Source organism: Sphingobacterium sp. UBA5789 (assembly GCF_002418355.1).
Lineage (GTDB): Bacteria > Bacteroidota > Bacteroidia > Sphingobacteriales > Sphingobacteriaceae > Sphingobacterium.
In genome coordinates this window covers 597,353-617,919 of sequence record NZ_DIDX01000003.1, presented here as the reverse complement: position 1 = coordinate 617,919, position 20,567 = coordinate 597,353, and the positions used below count along the sequence as shown (strand labels likewise).

The following is a 20,567-nucleotide window of genomic DNA, read 5'->3' as shown; positions in this document are numbered from 1 at the left end:
CTCATAATTGGTTTATTCAAAGAAAGGCTTTCCCCTCCCCGGGGAAAGACCTTTATGTTATTAGTGAACATTGGACATATCCACTTTATTTTTACCTTGTTTAATTGTCAGTACAAAAGGCACACAAATCAGAAAAACAATTCCCAGATACAGAAATACATCCATATAAGAGAGTACTGCAGCTTGCTTGGTGACTGAAAGATCGAGAAGCTGATGCGCCTTAGCTAACGCTTCATTGGAACTGAATCCCTTAGACATAAAATTAGCCTGCATCTGCTGTATACGCTGCTGCACTTCAAAACTGCTGGAGTCCAGATGTGAAACCAGATCTACCCGGTGTTTTTGTGAATCTCTGGAAATAAAAGTTGTGATCAAGGCTATACCGAAGGATCCGCCCAGCTGACGCATCATCCCTGTAAATGCAGCCCCCTCTCCAATCGCTTTTCCCTGTAAAGTAGAGAGAGATAAAGTCATCACCGGTACAAATAATAATCCCAGACCCACTCCCCGTATAATCAGCGGCCAGAACATATGCTCTGATCCTGTGTCATTCGTCAGTATACCATACATGAAAAATGAGAACCCGAAAAATATACACAAGCCTACTGCAACCATATATTTTTGTGGTAAGCCCGCCTGAATCATTTTCCCTATAAACGGCATCATCAAACCGGTCATAATCGAACTCGGGATCAGCAACAACCCTGCATCTGTGGCAGACCAGCCCAGAATAGACTGCGTATAGATAGGGATGATAAAGGTGGACCCGAACAAACCAAATCCCAGAATGAAACTCATAATAGTTCCCACCTGCAGATTTTTATCTTTCAGCACCCGAAGATTGACAATCGGATTCTTGTATGTCAATTCGCGCCAGATAAAGAAAAACAACCCAAAGAAAGATAAGATCGACAAAGTGACAATCGTACGATTCTCAAACCAGTCGTCTTGTTGTCCATGTTCAAGCACATACTGCAGCGATCCGATAAACATAATCAGAAAGACCACACCCCACCAATCCACTTCACTTGCAGACTGTTTCTTACCATATTTCGGACTTCTGACGAAAGATAAGGTTAAAAGTGTCGCAATAATACCCAAAGGCACATTGATATAAAATATATACGGCCACGAATATTCATCTACGATATATCCACCCAACGGAGGACCTAAGGTAGGCCCCACAATGACACCCATACCGTAGATGGCCTGTGCCATACTTCTTTTCTCCGGAGGATAACTCTCTGTGATAATCGTCTGCGCAGTTACCAGAAGCGCACCTCCACCCATACCCTGAATAAACCTGAAGAAAACGAGTTCCCAGATATTGGTTGCATTACCACACAAAAAGGAAGCAACCGTAAAAATAATAATGGATGCTGCGAAATAGTTTCGTCTTCCGAACTGTTGCGAAAGCCAGCTGGTCATCGGGATTACAATTACATTGGCGATAGCATAAGCTGTAATCACCCATGCAACATCTGTCAACGTAGCGCCCAGGGAGCCCTTCATGTCATTCAAGGCTACATTGACAATAGTCGTATCCACAATTTCCAGCAAGGCACATAATACAGCTGTAATCGTAATGACTACGCGACGGAAACCATATTCAACCAGACTATCCTGTTGTAATGTTTCCATATCTATTTTACATGAACGTCAACGTCCGCATTCATTCCCGGACGCAATAATGCGATTTTATCACTTGTATTTTTATCGGTTAATCTGATCTTGACAGGAAGACGTTGTACCGTCTTCACAAAGTTACCGGTCGCATTATCCGGAGGTAATAAAGAGAAACGGGATCCTGTAGCCGGAGAGAAAGAGTTGATTTCACCTTCAAATTCTGTATCCGGAAAAGCATCAATTTTAATAGTTACTTTCTGACCGGGACGCATTTTATTCAGCTGCGTTTCCTTAAAATTGGCCACCACCCAGGTTTCACTGTTGTCAACAATATAAAACAACGATTGTCCGGGATTGATCATCTGTCCAGGTTGAATTTTGATATTCGATACCTGACCATCTACAGACGCAACTACAGTAGTATAGGAAAGACTTAAATTGGCTGCATCAAGAACCGCTTTTGCACGTTCAATATTCGCCTGTGCAACGGAAGTTTGCTTAGAAGCAACCGTAGTCTTACTCACAACCGCGTTACGCTGAGATGTACTTGCATTACGTTGTTGTTGCAGAATCTCAACCTGTTTCTCTGCTTCCAGCTTGGCTGTCAAAGCCTGCTCGTATTGTTGTTTGGTAATAGAATGATTGTTATACAGATTTGAATACCGTACGTAATCGTTATTAGCTTGTTCAGCACGTATTTTAGCCGCATCTACACTCCCTACATTAGATTTGATACTGGCATCAGAGATGGCTACATTAGCAGAAGAAGCAAAAACATCTGCTTTGGATACTTCCAGAGAACTCTCTGCAGCCAGTAAAGCCGCCTGAGCTTCCTGTACTTTCACCAGGTAATCCTGAGGTTCAATTGTAAACAATGTATCTCCTTTTTTCACGATGTCATTGTCTTTAACAAAAACTTTTGACACATACCCGCCTACACGAGGGATGATAGGACTCATATTTTTGTCTACCTGCGCATCATCTGTCGTCTCATGAGCCTGGCCGTGTAAATATTTATATGTACCATATCCACCTCCCAGCAGTACAAGAACCACCAAGATGATGACAAATTTTTTATTTGATTTTTTACCTTCTTTATTATTAGTTTCCATAACGATTATTTCTGATTGATTTCTCCATTAGTCAATAGTAGATCATAATACTTCTCTACTGTATTTGCTTTTCCGATAGCCAGATTGATTCTGCTTTGCAGTTGTTGTACGTCAGCCTCCAGCAGATCATCCGTATCTGCCACACCGTTATCATATTTATCTTTTACGATTCTGAAGTTTTCATTGGCCTGATCTACCGCCTGTACGTATACCCTGTCCTGCGCTTTTGCCAGCTCATAATTTTCATTAGCCTGCTGTACCTGTACTTTGATCTGATCATTCAGCAAGCTCATATTATCTTCTACCTCACGAACCTTATTGCGGGCAACATTTACATTCTTTTTATTTTTATACAGTGAGCTGATATCATAAGACACCCCTACGCCTACATTCATAGCATTCTTCACTGTAATTACATTTTTCACATCCATAGCTGTGTAGCCACCTGTTGCAAACAAAGTCGGATAGTTAGCAGCTTTAGCGATTTTCACCTGATTCAGGGCTACATCATGCTGTGCTTCTGCAGCTTTAAGATCCGAACGATGAGCCACAGCAGTTTCCATAGAAGCGTGAAGATTTGAAACATTGCCTGTTTCCAGCTCTATCTGTGCAAATTCAGTCTGTTCATCCAGTTTCAGAAAATTTGCCAGTTGATAGTTCATCACTTTCACATTTTTCTGAGCTTCCTGTTGTGCTACCAGATAATTAGACAATTGTAATTCAGCCTTCAACAGATCATTACGGGCAATCACTCCATTCGTTTCCATAGCTTTAAAATCCTCTACACGCTGTCTGGCACGTTTGATATTTTCTTCAATCAGCAGATTAGTCTGCTGTGCCTTATACAAGTTCAGATACAAGGACAATGCCCGCTTGGAAAGCTGATCCTTTGTTGCCTGTGCTGACCATTGTTCAGCCTTCAATGCATTTTCTGAAGCGTGAATACTTTCCGTAATCTTACCTCCGGTGTAGATCGGCATATTGATCGTTGCTCTCCCCAGCATAAGCTGATTAGCTTTAATATCAGGTGCACCTCCCTCTCCCCCGAGTGGGATATGGAAATTGATATCCGGAGTTGTCATCAACATGTACTGACCACTTAATTGTGCTTCCGGCAACTGACTGTTTTTTGCAGATTGTACTTCTAACCTGCGGCTTTCGATTTTGGTATCCGATAAGTGGGCTTCTGTGCTTTGCGTACTGGCCAATTGTATAATTTCAGCCAGTGTCATCTTACGTTTTTCCTGAGAAAACCCATCCAGATGAGCAAACACTAAAAGTGCACCCAAACCCAATAATTTAATTTTCATATGTGAGTAGTGCTTTAATATTCTTTTGTAAATAATGAATCAGTTCTGTCTCAATGTAATTGGAATACTCTTCTTCCGAATCCATATTCAGTGCTGATTTGAGAAATAAATAGTTCATTTGAAAATTCATAAATGTACCCATCAGCGTTGCATGAATATGGATATAGCTGTTTCCAGGCTGGAAAACCCCTTTATCCACTCCATCCTGAACAACTTCTTCAATTACACGCAGATTGTGGTATTTAAGCTCCTGAAATGATTCCGAAAGCAGCAGCTTACGTTTGATCGTCGACTCCACTGCTATTACCTGATATAAACCACGGTTACAGTTCATCGATTTGACATACAGCTCGATCATCTTATCCACTTTTTCCATCGGAGATGAAATATCCTTCAAACTTTCGCCATTCATTTTAAAATTCTCCACGCGTACATTGATCAATGTATCCAGCAGCCCCTCTTTCGATCCGAAGTAATAATTGATCATAGCCACATTTACGTTGGCTTCGCTGGCAATATCCCGAACAGAAGTCCCGTCAAAACCCTTTATCGAAAAAAGATTCTCGGCGACATTCAGTATTTCCAGTTGCTTTTCGTTTATCTCCATGATAAGACATTTATTTTTGACGGGCCAAAATTAAACAAACGTTTAATTTAAACAAATGTTTAATTTATATTTTTTGCATAGATGACATTGAAATGAAAAATAAGACATCACAGGATTTCGTAAACATCTTTCTGCCATTTAATTATGATCACATAAATAGTTTGCTATAGAAAATCAGATAGCTTGTCAGCTACAATTTTGCGGGTAGGAAACCAGCAATATATTAAAGGAAAAGTGGGTAAAGTAGAGCTATCCTGGCCACAGGACTAACTTATGTTGCCGTTGAGGGCAGCAACAAACCCTGAATAAAGGTTGAAAAGTATAATTAAAGCATTTAATAATAAGCTATGCCGGCATCAGTTGACACCACAGTCCATTATTAATTTAATATATTAAAGATCATCTCTCTCAGAATATCATCCGTACCCGTATTACTGCCTACATTCATTCCTTTTGATTTGAGATCTGCTTCTTTCAAATGGTTTATAATATCGAATGCCTTACGACGGTTGTAATTCCGCGCTGCAATCTCATATTCTTTTATAAAAAAGGGATGAACCCCCAGTTCCTTGGCAGCAGCAGATTTATCCGGAAGATAATGATACTTTAATACTTTTGTAAAGTAACCGCCCATTGCCCCCAATACGACTACTAACGGATTATTCTTGGGGTTAGCAGCAAAATAATCGACAATCTGGTACGCTTTCAGCGCATTGCGCTTCGCCAGAGCCGTATTCAGTTCAAACACATTAAAATCTTTGGATATCCCGATATTTCGTTCGATATCTCCTGCTCCTATTTCCGTAGACTTTGGCACATTCAGCATCAGTTTATCGAGCTCATTAGATACCTTGGAAAGATCTGTTCCTAAATACTCAGCCATCATTGCTGCAGCCTGCGGATGAATGGACCAGCCATGATCCTTCACATAAGAAGTAATCCAGCCAGCCACTTTATCTTCATAAAGCTTGTTAGACTCTACAACTTCACCGGTCTTTTCAATAGCCTTATAAAGTTTTTTACGCTTATCAAATTTGCCGTATTTATAGTTGAATACCAGCACGGTACTAGGCGTAAGATGCTCCACATAGTTTAGCAAGAGCTCCTCCCCCTGCTTCCACTTCAGATCCTGAGCTTCTTTGATTAGGATAACCTGATGATCACTCAACATCGGATAACGCTTTGCCGCATTCACTATAGTGATAAAGTCCGTGTCTTTGCCGTACAGGATCGTCTGATCAAATCCTTTCTGTGCATCATCCAGCACCGAACTTTCAATAGTATCGCTGATCAGATCAATAAAGTAAGGTTCCTCCCCGTGTAAAAGATAAACGGGTTTGAGTTTTTTATTTTTGATATCCGAAAGAATAGGACTGACATTCATACCCAACAAAAATACAAATTAATTCCCCTTCCCTTTGTTATAACTTTTAAGAATTTGAAGGATTTACGATTTACAACAGATTTCGTATCTTTGCACATGTTTACACCCATTCCCTTAAATTTACCACCTTTTTCTGCTAAACTATCGAGGGAAAACGACATCATATTCATTTATGATGAGTTACGTAAAAGAAAGCTGGTACTGACACCGGAAGAATGGGTAAGACAACATTGGATCAATTATTTACATCAGGAAAAGAAATATCCAAAATCCTTGATGAAAACGGAAGGAGGACTTAAATTGAATACCCTCCAGAAGAGAAGTGATTTGCTTATTTACAACAATAAAGGAGAAAAGATATTACTGGCTGAATTCAAAGCTCCTCATGTAAAGATTACACAATCTGTGTTCGAGCAGATTGCAAATTACAATACCGTACATCAAATCCCGTTATTGTTAGTAAGTAATGGATTGGATCATTTCTATTGTAAAATTAGTTTTGAGACAAAATCTTACGAATTTTTAAAGGATTTGCCGGACTATTTCGTCATCTGACTTAATTGTTGGCTGGATGTAAAACATAAGGTGCAACATATACAACTTTTAAAATATAGTTTTATATTCGTCTTAATAAAAGGAAAATTAATATTATGAACATAGATAAAAACGAATTCAGAAAATATGCTATCAAGCATCACCGTATCGGAAGCCAACATGTGGACAGCTTCATTTCACGTGTTCAACAAAATATGCCCACTAACCTGACTCCCTACATTGTAGAAGAACGTCAGCTAAATGTGGCACAAATGGACGTATTCTCCAGATTAATGATGGACCGCATCATCTTTTTGGGAGATGCTGTTACCGATCAGGTTGCTAATATTATTCAGGCACAATTATTATTTCTTCAGTCTACGGATGCGCAACGTGATATACAGATCTATATCAATTCACCGGGAGGTAGTGTATATGCCGGATTAGGAATATATGATACAATGCAATATATCTCTCCGGACGTAGCTACAATATGTACTGGTATGGCCGCTTCAATGGGAGCTGTATTATTAGTAGCCGGAGCCAAAGGTAAGCGCGCAGCGTTGAAACATTCACGTGTCATGATCCACCAGCCATCAGGCGGTGCTCAGGGCGTTGCTGCAGATATGGAAATCAATCTTCGTGAGATGCTTAAGCTGAAAGAAGAGCTTTATACTATCATTGCAGAGCATTCAGGTCAGTCGTACGAATGGGTAGAAAAATCTTCTGACCGTGACTACTGGATGAGAGCTGCAGAAGCAAAAGAATTTGGAATGGTGGACGAAGTATTGTCTTCCAAAAAAGAAATCAAATAGATAAATGAGCAAAAATAACACAAAAGATATTCGCTGTTCGTTTTGTGGCATCAGTAAAAATGATGCCCAAATGCTGATTGCCGGAGACGGCGCTCACATCTGTGACCGCTGTGTCATGCAGGCCAATGAAATATTGGCTGAAGAGCTGAAGCAACGCAAGAGCAAATCTTTACAGACTGCTTTAAAACTAATCCGCCCGCTGGAAATCAAACAGCATCTTGATCAATACGTTATTGGTCAGGATGATGCTAAAAAAGTGATTTCGGTTGCGGTATACAATCATTATAAACGTCTGAATCAAAAAATAGACAAAGACGATATTGAGATTGAAAAGTCAAACCTGATCATCGTAGGGGAAACAGGAACCGGAAAAACACTATTGGCAAAGACAGTAGCTAAAATTTTGAATGTACCGTTCAGCATCGTAGATGCTACAGTACTGACAGAAGCTGGCTATGTGGGTGAAGATGTGGAAAGTATACTGACGCGTTTATTACAGGCAGCAGACTATGACGTAGCTGCCGCCGAACGTGGTATTATTTATATCGATGAAATCGATAAGATAGCACGTAAAAGCGATAATCCGTCCATCACAAGGGATGTATCCGGTGAAGGTGTACAGCAGGCGCTGTTAAAAATATTAGAAGGAACAGTGGTCAATGTACCGCCTCAGGGAGGACGTAAACACCCGGATCAGAAAATGATTGCTGTCAACACCAGTAATATCCTGTTTATTTGCGGGGGAGCTTTTGACGGTATTCAGAAAAAGATCGCAAACCGCCTGAGAACACAGACAGTAGGTTACAAAATGAGAGAAGACGAACAGGAGATTGACTTAAACAATCTGTATAAGTACATCACTCCTCAGGATCTGAAAAACTTTGGTTTGATTCCTGAACTGATCGGCCGTCTTCCTGTATTGACCTATTTAAATCCGTTGGACAAGGAAACGTTGTTAAGCATCCTGACGGAACCCAAAAATGCATTGATCAAACAGTATAAAAAACTGTTTAACTATGAAGGTATCGAGTTAGAGTTCGATAAAAATGTCTATCAGTTTATCGTGGACAAAGCAGATGAATTCAAATTAGGAGCCAGAGGATTAAGGGCCATATGCGAAGCAATTATGCTGGATGCGATGTTCGAAATTCCGACTTCAAGAGAAGACATTACCGACAATACATTGCACATTACGCTAGACTACGCCAAACAAAAATTTGAAAAGTCAGACATCAAAAAACTGCATGTCGCGTAACTAAAAGATATAAGGCTCTCCATTGAGGAGAGCCTTGTTTATATTCGGTTCCAATCCGCTTATTACACAATACTGACAACAGTAGATCAGCGCAATGCCGGCCTACATTGGTCATAGCCCAACAGTTTCTTATCCGCTATAACTATTGCTCATGAATACAATCTGACACAGATGTATTCCGGGCAGATGCAGTCGCACACAAAAGTTCTTTTACAGCACTTTAACAGAAAGTTAAACGGATATGCTTATACTTGCTGATCGTTCTTCTCCAATCGGCAGGATAGCGTGTATCCGGTTTTCAGATATATAAAGTAACACCTATTAATAAAATTGTTATGAGCAAAAACAAAGAAGAAAACAGCCCGGTCAAAGCCGGACTTAAATCAAAAGAAGATATCGTACACAACTGGCTTCCTCGTTATACAGGAAGACCTCTTGATGAATTTGGAGAGTATATTTTGTTAACCAATTTTTCAAAGTATCTGCATATTTTTTCCGAAATGCATGATAATGCACCAATCTACGGCACAGATAAACCGATGCAATCGGTGACTGCAGCCGGTATCACGATTATCAATTTCGGAATGGGCAGTCCCATGGCAGCAACGATAATGGATCTGTTGTCAGCCATTGCACCAAAGGCCGTATTATTCCTCGGAAAAGCAGGAGGCTTGAAAAAGAAGAATAAGATCGGTGACCTTGTACTCCCTATTGCCGCAATACGGGGCGAAGGAACATCAAACGACTACTTTCCACCTGAAGTACCCGCTCTGCCGGCATTTGCTTTACAGAAAGCAATATCCACCACGATACGGGATCATTCACGTGACTACTGGACTGGGACAGTATATACCACCAACAGACGTGTATGGGAACATGAGAAATCGTTTAAGAAATACCTCAAATCTATACGCGCAATGTGTGTAGATATGGAGACTGCGACAATATTTAGCGTAGGCTTTGCCAATAAAATCCCTACAGGAGCATTATTGTTGGTATCTGATCAACCGATGATCCCTGAAGGGGTAAAAACGGAAGAAAGCGACGTATCTGTAACTGCTAATTATGTACAAACGCATCTTCTGATCGGTATTGATTCCCTGAAACAGCTGATAAATAATGGTTTAACAGTGAAACACCTGCAGTTCTAATCCCCTCAACGGAAAAGATTACCTTTGCATAAACAAATAAAACAGTATGTGGTATAACAATATTTTGGAAACAATAGGAAATACGCCTCTTGTTAAACTGAATAAAGTCACTAAGCACCTCAAGGGTACAATCCTGGCTAAAATAGAGACAACAAATCCAGGCAACTCTATCAAAGATCGCATGGCAATCAAAATGATAGAGGATGCCGAAAAAGCGGGATTACTAAAACCGGGTGGCACCATCATCGAAGGAACATCCGGAAATACCGGAATGGGCTTGGCCATGGCGGCTGTCGTAAAAGGATACCGTTGTATCTTTACCACTACGGATAAACAGTCCAAAGAGAAAACTGATGCACTTCGTGCATTCGGCGCTGAAGTAATTGTATGCCCAACTAACGTTGAACCTGAAGATCCCCGCTCCTACTATTCTGTTTCGAGCAGATTGCAAAAGGAAGTACCCAATGCATGGAAGGCTAATCAATATGACAACCCTTCCAATGCACAGGCCCATTATGAGACCACAGGTCCTGAGATATGGGAACAGACCGAAGGAAAGATCACGCATCTGATCGTCGGAGTAGGAACCGGCGGAACTATATCGGGAACAGCCCGATATCTCCGGGAGAAAAATCCGGATCTGAAAGTTTGGGGTATCGATACCTACGGATCTGTTTTTAAGAAATACAAGGAAACAGGAATATTCGATAAAAACGAGATATACCCTTATATCACGGAAGGTATAGGTGAAGATTTTCTTCCTGAAAATGTGGACTTCAGCGTCATCGATCTGTTTGAAAAAGTAACAGACAAAGATGCTGCACTTCAGACCAGAGATCTGGCCCGAAAAGAAGGCATATTTGCCGGGAACTCGGCAGGAGCTGCTGTTGCAGGACTCCTGCAGCTGGGAGCATCTCTAAAGGATGAAGATGTAGTTGTGGTTATCTTCCATGATCACGGGTCCCGTTATATGGGTAAGATGTACAATGAAGACTGGTTACGTGAACGCGGGTTTCTGAAAGATGAAAAATTAACGGCTCTGACTATTCTGAAAAAACGGGAAACACAGGACATTGTAACAGCAGATGTTGACCAGACAGTGATTGAAACATTCAACACAATGAAAACATTGAATATTTCCCAGATACCTGTTACACAGCAGGGAATGGTTGTCGGAAAGATAACAGAGTCTGATATTTTGTCGGCACTTCTGGAAAATCCATCCACTAAATCCGCAAAAGTGCAAAGCATCAGTACAAAGCCTTTTCCATTTGTAGATCTTAATGCCTCTATAGACAAAATTTCGGCCTTGATCAATAAGGATTCTCAGGCAGTATTAGTCGAAGATGAATACGGAAGAATCAATATCATTACGCAATATGATATTATCAATGCTATATCTGAGGGATAATCAATATATCTTTTATCAACAAGAAGGGGTATCTGAAATCAGATACCCCTTCTCTTTATATTATTTTTTCTCGGCTTCCTTTTCAAGGATAATGTAGACATCTTCATTATCTTTTTTCATTTGATAGCGTTCCCGTGCTATACGTTGAATCTCACTGGGATTATTCTGTACATCCTTAATAGTCTGCTGAATACCAGCTATCTCCTTCTCATAGTATGCCTTTTCTTTTTCCAGATTAGACTTTTCTTTCTGATAACTGTATTGCGTACTGAAATCATTTCGGTCAAAGAATAACATCCATACCACAAAAGCTACACCTGCAAGCAGGTATTTATTTCGGATAACGTACAAAAATCTTTCCATATGCCAAAAGTACAAACTATTACCTATTAATTTCTAACAAGCTAAAATTAAAGTAATTTTCTGAAAATAAAAAAGAGACTATCGAAATAGTCTCTTTCTATATTAACATTGCTGTTAATGTTTATTTTTTCTTGATTGCGTATTTGAAATCTTTACCAATGAAACGGGCATTTGCACCCAATTCTTCTTCGATACGCAACAATTGATTGTATTTTGCGATCCTGTCAGAACGTGAAGCTGAACCTGTCTTAATCTGGCCACAATTTAACGCAACTGCTAAATCTGCAATAGTTGTATCTTCAGTTTCTCCTGAACGGTGAGACATTACAGAAGTATATCCGCTGGTCTGAGCAAGAGATACCGCATTGATAGTCTCTGTTAACGATCCGATCTGGTTCACTTTTACAAGGATAGAATTACCAGTATGCTGATCGATACCTTGTTGAAGACGTTTAGTATTGGTTACGAACAAATCATCACCAACCAGCTGAACACGGTCACCGATTTTATCTGTTAACAATTTCCATCCTTTCCAGTCATCCTCAGCCATACCATCTTCAATAGAGATAATAGGATACTTCTCTGTCAATTCAGCAAGGTAATCTACTTGTTGTTCGATAGTACGTACAGCACCTTTAGAACCTTCAAATTTTGTATAATCGTATTTGTTGCTTTTGAAGAACTCAGAAGAAGCACAGTCTAAAGCTAAACAGATATCTTTACCTGGTTTGTAACCTGCAGCAGAAATCGCTTTTAATACCGTCTCTATAGCATCTTCAGTACCTTCAAATGTAGGAGCAAAACCACCTTCATCACCTACAGCAGTAGATAATCCTCTGTCGTGAAGAATTTTCTTCAAATTGTGGAATACTTCCGTTCCCCAACGCAAAGCTTCAGAGAATGAAGGCGCACCAACCGGCATAATCATAAATTCCTGAAAAGCAATAGGAGCATCAGAGTGAGAACCACCGTTGATGATATTCATCATCGGGATAGGCAATGTATTTGCATTGACACCACCTACATAACGGTAAAGAGGTTGTCCGCTTTCCTGTGCAGCAGCTTTAGCTACAGCCAGAGAAACACCAAGGATAGCATTAGCTCCCAGTTTACCTTTATTCTCTGTTCCGTCAAGATCAATCATTAACTTGTCGATTGCATTCTGCTCGAATACATCTACACCTTCCAAGGCTTTCGCAATCTTAGTGTTTACGTTTTCAACAGCTTTAAGAACACCTTTACCTAAGTATTTTTTCTTATCGCCATCACGCAATTCTACAGCTTCATGCGCACCGGTAGAAGCACCCGAAGGTACAGCAGCACGACCAGTAAAACCATTTTGTGTAGTTACATCTACTTCAATTGTAGGATTTCCGCGCGAATCCAAAATCTGACGCGCTCTAACATCAATAATTAAACTCATTGTTATTTTTTTCTGGTTGTATGATTATCTTCAAATAAAAATCAGCACTAAGTGTATAAAGTACACTTTTTATGCTTTATCATTTATATACAACCAAATATAACTAAAATATGCTTCTTAGAAAATTATTTGGGAGAGATTTAAATAAAAAAAGCAAGACAGGAGGGCTGTCTTGCTAAACATTGATTACCATTCAAATCATAAACCTAAATATGATTGTATACTCCTAACGGGACAAACTGGCTTTACGCTACAGCAGAATAATAAAAAAGGGTTGAATATTTTCAATTCAACCCTTTCTAACTGTTATACAGCGTTTTATTTTTTGATCAAAGCAACGAAATCGTCGAATAAATATCTCGAATCGTGCGGACCCGGAGATGATTCCGGGTGATACTGCACCGAAAATGCTTTCTTACCTTTGACACGGATACCTTCTATAGAACCATCATTTAGGTTGACATGCGTTATCTCGACCTTTTCTGATTTTTCAATATCTTCTGCTACCACACCAAAACCATGGTTTTGGGAAGTAATCTCACATCTGTTTGCAATAATATTTTTGACAGGGTGATTAATACCTCTGTGGCCATTGTGCATTTTGCTGGTACGGATACCATTCGCTAAAGCTAATATCTGATGTCCTAAACAAATTCCGAACATTGGTTTTTCAGCAGCAATAATCTCTTTAACGGTATCAATCGCATAAGGCATTGCAGACGGATCGCCAGGGCCATTAGAGATAAAGTAACCATCAGCTCCCCATGCTTCCATTTCTGCAAATGTTGTCTTTGCCGGAAAAACTTTTGCATACACCTGACGTGCGTCAAAGTTTCTCAAAATATTACGTTTTATACCCAGATCCAGAACAGCGATGCGTGTCGAAGCATCTTCATCCCCATAAAAATAAGGTTCTTTGGTCGAAACCTTTGAAGACAACTCCAGTCCATCCATCGAAGGAACCTGTGCCAGTTGTGCTTTCAAAGACTCTACATCCAGATTTTCGGAAGATATAATCGCATTCATTGCACCTTTACTGCGAATATGACGGACTAATGAACGGGTATCGATATCTGAAATACCAACAAGATTCTCCTCTTCAAAGTAGTTTTGAATAGAAGTATCAGCCATCTTGCGGCTATAGTTGATATTATAGTTCTTACACACCAATCCTGCGATTTGGATTTGATTAGATTCAGATTCTTCATTGGCAATACCGTAATTCCCGATATGAGCATTGGTCGTTACCATAATCTGTCCAAAATAAGAAGGATCGGTAAAAATTTCCTGATAACCAGTAGTGCCGGTATTGAAACAGATCTCTCCTGTAGTTGTTCCAATTTTCCCAGCAGCTTTACCATGATACACGGTACCGTCTTCTAAAACTAAAATTGCAGGCAATTTGCTGTAGTTGGTCATTATTAACGTTTATTATTTTATGTTTAAGCTTCTCTTTCTTCTCATCATTCAAGGGCACAAAAAAAGCCCTCAACGGGCTAAATAGCAATTAATCGACATATTGATCAATGAATACACTGATAAATTCTGCGCTCACCTTGAAAAGATTTACTTCAATTTTCACGAGGGACAAAGGTACATATTATTCATTAAAATAGTATAATTATTTTAAGAAGTTTTCAACACTTTTATTCCGCACACATTAATCTTCATCTATAATCTCTGCTACTCGACCTACCTGACCATCTGTAAGACGTACTTTGATACCTCTGGAATGGTAAGATGATGATGTCAGAATATCTTTTACAATACCCTCTGTCAATGCTCCCGTACGTTGATCTTTTTTCAAAATAATATTAACCAGTATCCCTGGTTTTATATCTGCTCTGTTCGTTCCGTCCATAGTATATCTTTTAAAAAGCAAGAAGGCCTTTCAAATGAAAGACCTTCTGCTTATCTATTGAAAATCTTTATTTAAAGAGTTTGAAAATATCATTTCCAAACACAAATATCATTAAAGCCAGTAAGATAAAGAAACCTACCATTTGCGCCTTTTCAAGGAATTTTTCGCTCAATGGCTTGCCCTGAATCATTTCCACAAGCAAGAAAATTACATGTCCCCCGTCCAGTGCAGGAATAGGAAGTAGATTCATAAAAGCTAGTGCCATTGACAGCATTCCTACCAGACTCCAGAAACGAACCCAATCGACTTCTGTTCCAAATAACGTAGCAATACCTACAGGACCTGAAAGCGCCTTATCAGCTCTGATTTCTCCTCGGAAGATCTTACCGAATCCTTTAATATTATCTGTGATAACAGAAAAAGCCTGCTTTGCTCCTACCGGAAATGCTTCCGCCAGACTATACTCTGTAATAACTAATGGAAGAGAGTAATCGTAGTTACGGTTGAATCCTAAGGTTCCGTCCTTATCAACCTGCCCTTTCACTGTAATCGTCTGTCCCTTTCTTATTAAAGTCAACATGACAGGCTTACCCGCATCTTTTTCTAAGATGGATTTGAATTCATCGAAGAAACGAACAGGCACTTCATTTACAGCAATCACACTATCTCCTTTTACGAGTCCCATTTTGGCCGCTTCCGAACCTTTTACCACATTATCTACGGCGGTCATCTTGGTACGGATCTGTACGAATTCATTTGCTTTATGGTCTGCTACAGCATTCAGAATATCAGCCGGAACATGAATTTCTTTTGTCTCTCCGTTACGCTCAATTGTCAGATTGGTATTACCCATCAGTACTTTTGAACTCAGAAGCTCTTTGAAAAAACCTACTTTCTGACCGTCTATTGCAACAATACGGTCTCCGGTCTGTATGCCGATCTGCTTACCGATAATCCCCGGCACAACTCCATTTACAAGCTTTTGGTTATCGAAATTAGATTCACCCTGACTGAAAGCCAGCATCCAGTACACCACTACTCCTACTACAATGTTTACAATAATTCCGCCTAGCATTACGATAAGACGTTGCCAGGCTGGTTTCGAACGAAACTCCCAGGGCTGAGGTTCTCCCTTCAGTTGCTCTGTATCCATGGACTCATCGATCATACCGGCAATCTTCACGTATCCTCCGAGAGGTAACCATCCAATACCGTACTCACAACCTTTATAATTGAATTTAAATAATTTGACACCCCAGGCATCAAAAAACAAATAAAACTTTTCTACTTTAATACCGAATGCACGTGCTGCTAAAAAATGCCCCAATTCGTGCAATACAATCAAAATTGACAGGCCTAAGACGACCTGTCCAACCATTATTAAAACTCCCATTTAACTTTTTAATCTTTTACATTAATTCTTAAATCAACTCCTGAGCAATCCTTCTGCTCTCCTGATCGGCATATAAATAATCTTCCAATGTAGGAGTTGCTACATGCTCCACACGTCCCAATGTTTTTTCTATCACTTCACTCATGCCCAGAAACGATACTTTTTCTTTCAGAAAAGCATCAACCACAATCTCATTTGCAGCATTCATGACACAAGCACTGTTGCCCCCCTGACGCAATGCTTCATAAGCAATCGCCAAATTACGAAATGTTTTTGTATCGGCAGGTTCAAATGTAAGACTTGCAAAATTAGCAAAATCAAATCGTTCAAATTTATTCTCCCATCTGGAAGGATAGGTCAATGCATACTGAATAGGCAACTTCATATCCGGCACGCCCATTTGTGCCTTCATAGAACCATCTCTAAACTGCACCAGTGAATGGACGATAGACTGCGGGTGTACAATGACATCCACCTGATCTGCATCCAGATCAAATAACCATTTGGCCTCGATAACTTCCAGCCCTTTATTCATTAAAGAGGCCGAATCAATAGTAATCTTGGCACCCATTGACCAGTTCGGATGCTTTAAAGCCTGCTGCTTTGTCACGGAAGATAAGAAATCCAGATCTTTACCTCTGAAAGGTCCTCCGGAAGCGGTCAGATATATTTTTTCAATCGGATTGGCTTCTTCACCTGTAAGGCACTGAAAAATCGCAGAATGCTCCGAATCCACCGGTAGCATACGTACCTGATGCTTACGGGCAAGCCCCATGACCAGCTCTCCTGCCACCACAAGTGTCTCTTTATTAGCCAGAGCAATATCCTTTCCACTCTGGATTGCACGTACGGTAGAACGAAGTCCCGCCGATCCGACAATTGCATTCAATACGATGTCAATATCCTCATACTGCACCACTTCTTCCAACGCTGCTTCTCCTGATCTGACAACTATTGGATAACCCACAAGGGCTTCCTTGACACGAAGATACTGACTGTCATCTACTATAACGACAGCGCGGGGTTGAAACTGAAGGGCTTGTTTGATAAGTAGATCCGCATTTGATCCTGCGGTAAGTACAGACACCTTTAATCGTTCGGGAAAAGATTCGACTACCTCTAATGCCTGTGTACCCACACTACCTGTCGAACCGAGTACCGCTATTGTTTTATACTCCAAGGGTTGTTAAATTTCTTAAATAATATTCTTTAAAATCTCCGGATTCTCTCCGCCTGCATAAGCAGTCATCATATTCCGGTAGGCAACCGTAATCACAATACTGGATAAAGGTACAACCAGAAAGGAATTGATGATGCTTAAAAATATGGAAAAAAATGTATATCCTGCAAAATTGAAATAAACCTGCAAAATATGGAGCATCGCAAAACAAAAAAGAATCAGCAATAATTTAGTCACATTGCCTTTTGTCAATGCAAAACTCAACCGGATGGACCGGAATGAACTGGCATGCTTGTCCATAATAAAGAACGGATAAAAAGCTACCCGGATTATAAACAGAAACGTTAGTATAGCTGAAACAATCAGAGATACACTAGCCATTGTACTGACTTCTTTTTTGATATAGATTAAAGGCCAGCAAACCACTGAAATAACAAGCAGAATAACCATGGAGACACCCAATATGATCAACATAGCCGTAAAAAAGTAAAGAAGCTCTTTTGTAGTCGGAATAGATACAGACAACTTAGCTCCGTCCTCTTTATCGATAATCTCCATGATATATTTAAACAAGGTAAGGTTCACCCCGAAATAAAAGATCATAAAAATCAACGCCATGAAACCACTTAAAACAATATTGTACTCGCTCATATAGCTGGCCAGCATACTGGACAAATTAGAAGTGACAAATAGTAAAAAACATAGTCCTGCCACCGAAAAATAATGATTTTTCAGAATGTTTACAGATTTTGCAAACACCTCATTTACAGCAAACGTGCTTTCCTTTAAATATTGTATCATTGAACTCATAGAATTACCGCAAAGATGTGATTTATTTTCGTGTGCATCAACTCCTTCCATCCGTTTTTACCAAAAAAAACAGTTTTTAACAATTATAAATGAAAAGAGGTTTTGACTGACAAACAGCAAAACCTCTTTTTCTTATTCGGGCATTATAAAAATCTATTTAAAATCCTGAGGAACAGGCTTCTCTAACAGATACTGATAATAAAAGCGAACGCGCTCATTAAAATCATATTTACGTTTTGATGCCTCAAAACCATGTCTGCTTCCCGGATAGATCATCAGCTCAAACGCTTTGTCTCTGTCTGTAAGTTTGTCCACTAGCTGAATCGTATTCTGAAGATGCACATTATCATCCAGATCACCATGCATAATACGCAGACCACCCTTATATTTATCAGCGTAAGTCAGGACAGATCCGCTCTTGTACCCTTCCGGATTATCCTGAGGTGTATCCATCCAGCGCTCGGTATAATGGGTATCATATAATTCCCAACTGGTCACCGGAGCCCCTGCTATTCCGTAATCAAAATAATCAGATCCTTTAGTCAGCGCCATACAAGTCATATATCCACCATAACTATGTCCTGTGATCAGCAATTTATCTTTTTTGACCCAGGGTTTTGCCTTCAGCCATTTTGCTACAGTGCTATAATCTATCATCTCCCAATGTCCTAGGTTTCTGTGCATAAGAGCAACCCCTTGCTTACCAAAATGACCTGAAGCCCGGTGATCCGCAGCGATTTGGATAACCCCTTCAATAGCCCAATACTGGTTAGAAGTTCCTTTCCAGGTATTCTTGACAGTTCCGGCATCCGGCCCTCCGTAGATGCTCATCACAACAGGATAAGATTTTGATTCGTCGAAATCAGTCGGATAAGTAATAATAACCGGAAGCTGATATTTACCATCATCCGAAGGTATAGTCAGATACTCTGTCTTACCAATTTTATAGTCCGCAAAACTTTCACCCTTACTGTCTGCCAGCTCACGAATCAGTTTTCCATCCGTACGCAATAACGCTACTTTATTAGGTGTATTGATATTGGAATAATTAGTTATAAAATATTTACCATCAGGGGATACAGACACATTGTGTGTATAGTCCCCGAAAGTAAGTCTCTTAAAGTTTTTACCTGAAAAATCTACTCGGTATAAATCTACTGTTGCTGAATTTTCTTTTCGCGCATTCACATACAGAACCTTTGCTTTCTCATCAATGTGTGCAATAGAAGTCACCTGCCAGTCTCCTGAGGTAATAGCATTAATCAGCTTACCATCTAATGTATATAGGTAATAATGCGCCCAGCCAGTCTTGTCGGATTTTAGAATATAATGCTTATTATCCGACAAATAGGTAATACGCTCATCGTGATCCAGATTTATCCAGGAAGGCTGTTTCTCGTCATAGATTTCTTTCTTCGCTCCAGTCTGCGGGTTTACCTGATAGAATTTTAAATTATTCTGCTCACGGTTCATCCACTGCACCATAATATTTTCACTGTTAAATGCCCAGTAAGGCTGGCCAAAATACTGATCGTCCTGCTCATTAAAGTCGGCCCAGACCACAGCGCCTCCGTCAGTATTTACAACACCAACCTTTACCAAAGGATTTTTATCTCCTGCTTTCGGATAGCGTGTCTTTTCCAGATATCCATGCTGACCTTTGGATACATAGATGGGAAACATAGGTACCTCTGTATCATCAAACCGCATAAAGGCAAGCTTTTTACTGTCCGGAGACCACCAGAAAGCCTTATAATTAGTAGATCTCCCCAATATTTCCTCATAATATACCCATGAAGAATAACCGTTATAGATCACATCAGTACCATCGGTTGTATACTGAATCTCCTTACCCGATGACACCTGGACAGCAAAGAGATTACTCGCTCTGGTATAAGCGACATAATTTCCATCCGGAGATAAGGTTGGGTTTTGTTCTTCTATATCGGGAGAATTCGTAAGTTTTTTGACTGTACCATCCGCAAAGCGGATCTGCACATCTTTATCCTTCACTTCTACGGTTGTACCTGATTTTGTCGGAACAGTGTAGCTTTTTCGTTCTCCTGTACTGACATCTACCTGGAACATTTGCTTATCTCTGGGATTACCTTCCAGATAATGCGTCCCGTCTGCCCATCCGGAAAAGGAAGGAATTGGTTTGGTAACAGAAAGCTGTCTTCCCCATGACTGTTCAAAATTCAGACGTTTTGTCTGTGCATCACTATGCTGATAGAACAGTACAAACAAGCCGAAAAAACCGGCAGCATATTTATTCATATTAAGTTTGAAGTTATTTTTTAAGTTCTTCGAAAATAAGCATATTACATCTGCT

Annotated in this window: 18 protein-coding genes; 5 read left to right on the top strand and 13 right to left on the bottom strand. The window is 39.9% G+C overall.

The window, feature by feature from the left end; translation table 11 throughout:
* Positions 1 to 60: 60 nt before the first annotated feature.
* The 5 genes from B4B65_RS08995 to holA form a co-directional block, all read right to left on the bottom strand.
* Positions 61 to 1,641, bottom strand: a complete 1,581-nt coding sequence (locus tag B4B65_RS08995) for an MDR family MFS transporter (RefSeq protein WP_293915198.1) — start codon at positions 1,639 to 1,641, stop codon at positions 61 to 63.
* A 2-nt stretch (positions 1,642 to 1,643) separates the two neighbouring features.
* Positions 1,644 to 2,738: an HlyD family secretion protein gene (locus B4B65_RS08990; protein ID WP_201680034.1), complete on the bottom strand. Its 1,095-nt coding sequence runs from the start codon at positions 2,736 to 2,738 to the stop codon at positions 1,644 to 1,646.
* A gap of 5 nt (positions 2,739 to 2,743) precedes the next feature.
* Complete coding sequence (locus B4B65_RS08985; RefSeq protein WP_201680035.1) at positions 2,744 to 4,048, bottom strand: TolC family protein; 1,305 nt, start codon at positions 4,046 to 4,048, stop codon at positions 2,744 to 2,746.
* A complete protein-coding gene (locus tag B4B65_RS08980) occupies positions 4,038 to 4,655 on the bottom strand; it encodes a TetR family transcriptional regulator (protein WP_201680036.1) in 618 nt (205 codons plus the stop codon). The genes B4B65_RS08985 and B4B65_RS08980 overlap by 11 nt, the downstream gene beginning before the upstream one ends.
* Positions 4,656 to 5,034: 379 nt before the next feature.
* Positions 5,035 to 6,039: a DNA polymerase III subunit delta gene (gene holA / locus B4B65_RS08975; RefSeq protein WP_201680037.1), complete on the bottom strand. Its 1,005-nt coding sequence runs from the start codon at positions 6,037 to 6,039 to the stop codon at positions 5,035 to 5,037.
* Positions 6,040 to 6,135: 96 nt separating this feature from the next.
* On the opposite strand from holA, the gene B4B65_RS08970 reads away from it, so the two are divergent.
* The 5 genes from B4B65_RS08970 (at position 6,136) to B4B65_RS08950 (ending at position 11,205) form a co-directional block, all read left to right on the top strand.
* Complete coding sequence (locus B4B65_RS08970) at positions 6,136 to 6,594, top strand: type I restriction enzyme HsdR N-terminal domain-containing protein (RefSeq protein ID WP_293915194.1); 459 nt, start codon at positions 6,136 to 6,138, stop codon at positions 6,592 to 6,594.
* A gap of 95 nt (positions 6,595 to 6,689) precedes the next feature.
* Positions 6,690 to 7,388 (top strand): ATP-dependent Clp endopeptidase proteolytic subunit ClpP, encoded by a 699-nt coding sequence (gene clpP, locus B4B65_RS08965; protein WP_002993743.1) that lies wholly within the window; start codon positions 6,690 to 6,692, stop codon positions 7,386 to 7,388.
* A 4-nt stretch (positions 7,389 to 7,392) separates the two neighbouring features.
* Positions 7,393 to 8,643 (top strand): ATP-dependent Clp protease ATP-binding subunit ClpX, encoded by a 1,251-nt coding sequence (clpX, locus tag B4B65_RS08960; protein WP_201680038.1) that lies wholly within the window; start codon positions 7,393 to 7,395, stop codon positions 8,641 to 8,643.
* Positions 8,644 to 8,978: 335 nt separating this feature from the next.
* On the top strand, positions 8,979 to 9,794 hold the full coding sequence (locus B4B65_RS08955; protein ID WP_002993736.1) for an AMP nucleosidase: 816 nt from the start codon (positions 8,979 to 8,981) through the stop codon (positions 9,792 to 9,794).
* A 46-nt stretch (positions 9,795 to 9,840) separates the two neighbouring features.
* Entirely contained in the window at positions 9,841 to 11,205 is a 1,365-nt protein-coding gene (locus tag B4B65_RS08950) for a pyridoxal-phosphate dependent enzyme (protein ID WP_293915191.1), read from the top strand.
* Between the two features lie 60 nt (positions 11,206 to 11,265).
* Here the strand turns inward: B4B65_RS08950 and B4B65_RS08945 are convergent, their stop codons facing one another.
* From B4B65_RS08945 to B4B65_RS08910, 8 genes are all read right to left on the bottom strand, one after another.
* Positions 11,266 to 11,568 carry an FtsB family cell division protein gene (locus B4B65_RS08945; protein WP_201680040.1) on the bottom strand — a complete coding sequence of 101 codons (303 nt, stop codon included), beginning with the start codon at positions 11,566 to 11,568 and terminating at the stop codon, positions 11,266 to 11,268.
* 121 nt (positions 11,569 to 11,689) lie between these two features.
* Positions 11,690 to 12,991, bottom strand: coding sequence for a phosphopyruvate hydratase (gene eno, locus B4B65_RS08940; protein WP_201680041.1), 1,302 nt, complete (start codon positions 12,989 to 12,991; stop codon positions 11,690 to 11,692).
* A gap of 318 nt (positions 12,992 to 13,309) precedes the next feature.
* Positions 13,310 to 14,410 carry a glutamine-hydrolyzing carbamoyl-phosphate synthase small subunit gene (gene carA, locus B4B65_RS08935; protein ID WP_201680042.1) on the bottom strand — a complete coding sequence of 367 codons (1,101 nt, stop codon included), beginning with the start codon at positions 14,408 to 14,410 and terminating at the stop codon, positions 13,310 to 13,312.
* A gap of 241 nt (positions 14,411 to 14,651) precedes the next feature.
* Positions 14,652 to 14,852 (bottom strand): YwbE family protein, encoded by a 201-nt coding sequence (locus B4B65_RS08930; RefSeq protein WP_002993725.1) that lies wholly within the window; start codon positions 14,850 to 14,852, stop codon positions 14,652 to 14,654.
* A 67-nt stretch (positions 14,853 to 14,919) separates the two neighbouring features.
* Complete coding sequence (gene rseP, locus B4B65_RS08925) at positions 14,920 to 16,245, bottom strand: RIP metalloprotease RseP (RefSeq protein WP_293915188.1); 1,326 nt, start codon at positions 16,243 to 16,245, stop codon at positions 14,920 to 14,922.
* Positions 16,246 to 16,273: 28 nt separating this feature from the next.
* Positions 16,274 to 17,425 (bottom strand): 1-deoxy-D-xylulose-5-phosphate reductoisomerase, encoded by a 1,152-nt coding sequence (locus B4B65_RS08920; RefSeq protein WP_293915186.1) that lies wholly within the window; start codon positions 17,423 to 17,425, stop codon positions 16,274 to 16,276.
* Positions 17,426 to 17,440: 15 nt separating this feature from the next.
* Positions 17,441 to 18,235 (bottom strand): beta-carotene 15,15'-monooxygenase, encoded by a 795-nt coding sequence (locus B4B65_RS08915; protein ID WP_293915184.1) that lies wholly within the window; start codon positions 18,233 to 18,235, stop codon positions 17,441 to 17,443.
* 153 nt (positions 18,236 to 18,388) lie between these two features.
* Positions 18,389 to 20,512, bottom strand: a complete 2,124-nt coding sequence (locus tag B4B65_RS08910) for a S9 family peptidase (RefSeq protein ID WP_293915182.1) — start codon at positions 20,510 to 20,512, stop codon at positions 18,389 to 18,391.
* Between the last annotated feature and the right edge of the window lie 55 nt (positions 20,513 to 20,567).

Coding starts and splice junctions, on each gene's coding strand:
- B4B65_RS08995 (WP_293915198.1), bottom strand. CDS start 1,641: ATGGAAACATTACAACAGGATAGTCTGGTTGAATATGGTTTCCGTCGC.
- B4B65_RS08990 (WP_201680034.1), bottom strand. CDS start 2,738: ATGGAAACTAATAATAAAGAAGGTAAAAAATCAAATAAAAAATTTGTC.
- B4B65_RS08985 (WP_201680035.1), bottom strand. CDS start 4,048: ATGAAAATTAAATTATTGGGTTTGGGTGCACTTTTAGTGTTTGCTCAT.
- B4B65_RS08980 (WP_201680036.1), bottom strand. CDS start 4,655: ATGGAGATAAACGAAAAGCAACTGGAAATACTGAATGTCGCCGAGAAT.
- holA (WP_201680037.1), bottom strand. CDS start 6,039: ATGAATGTCAGTCCTATTCTTTCGGATATCAAAAATAAAAAACTCAAA.
- B4B65_RS08970 (WP_293915194.1), top strand. CDS start 6,136: ATGTTTACACCCATTCCCTTAAATTTACCACCTTTTTCTGCTAAACTA.
- clpP (WP_002993743.1), top strand. CDS start 6,690: ATGAACATAGATAAAAACGAATTCAGAAAATATGCTATCAAGCATCAC.
- clpX (WP_201680038.1), top strand. CDS start 7,393: ATGAGCAAAAATAACACAAAAGATATTCGCTGTTCGTTTTGTGGCATC.
- B4B65_RS08955 (WP_002993736.1), top strand. CDS start 8,979: ATGAGCAAAAACAAAGAAGAAAACAGCCCGGTCAAAGCCGGACTTAAA.
- B4B65_RS08950 (WP_293915191.1), top strand. CDS start 9,841: ATGTGGTATAACAATATTTTGGAAACAATAGGAAATACGCCTCTTGTT.
- B4B65_RS08945 (WP_201680040.1), bottom strand. CDS start 11,568: ATGGAAAGATTTTTGTACGTTATCCGAAATAAATACCTGCTTGCAGGT.
- eno (WP_201680041.1), bottom strand. CDS start 12,991: ATGAGTTTAATTATTGATGTTAGAGCGCGTCAGATTTTGGATTCGCGC.
- carA (WP_201680042.1), bottom strand. CDS start 14,410: ATGACCAACTACAGCAAATTGCCTGCAATTTTAGTTTTAGAAGACGGT.
- B4B65_RS08930 (WP_002993725.1), bottom strand. CDS start 14,852: ATGGACGGAACGAACAGAGCAGATATAAAACCAGGGATACTGGTTAAT.
- rseP (WP_293915188.1), bottom strand. CDS start 16,245: ATGGGAGTTTTAATAATGGTTGGACAGGTCGTCTTAGGCCTGTCAATT.
- B4B65_RS08915 (WP_293915184.1), bottom strand. CDS start 18,235: ATGAGTTCAATGATACAATATTTAAAGGAAAGCACGTTTGCTGTAAAT.
- B4B65_RS08910 (WP_293915182.1), bottom strand. CDS start 20,512: ATGAATAAATATGCTGCCGGTTTTTTCGGCTTGTTTGTACTGTTCTAT.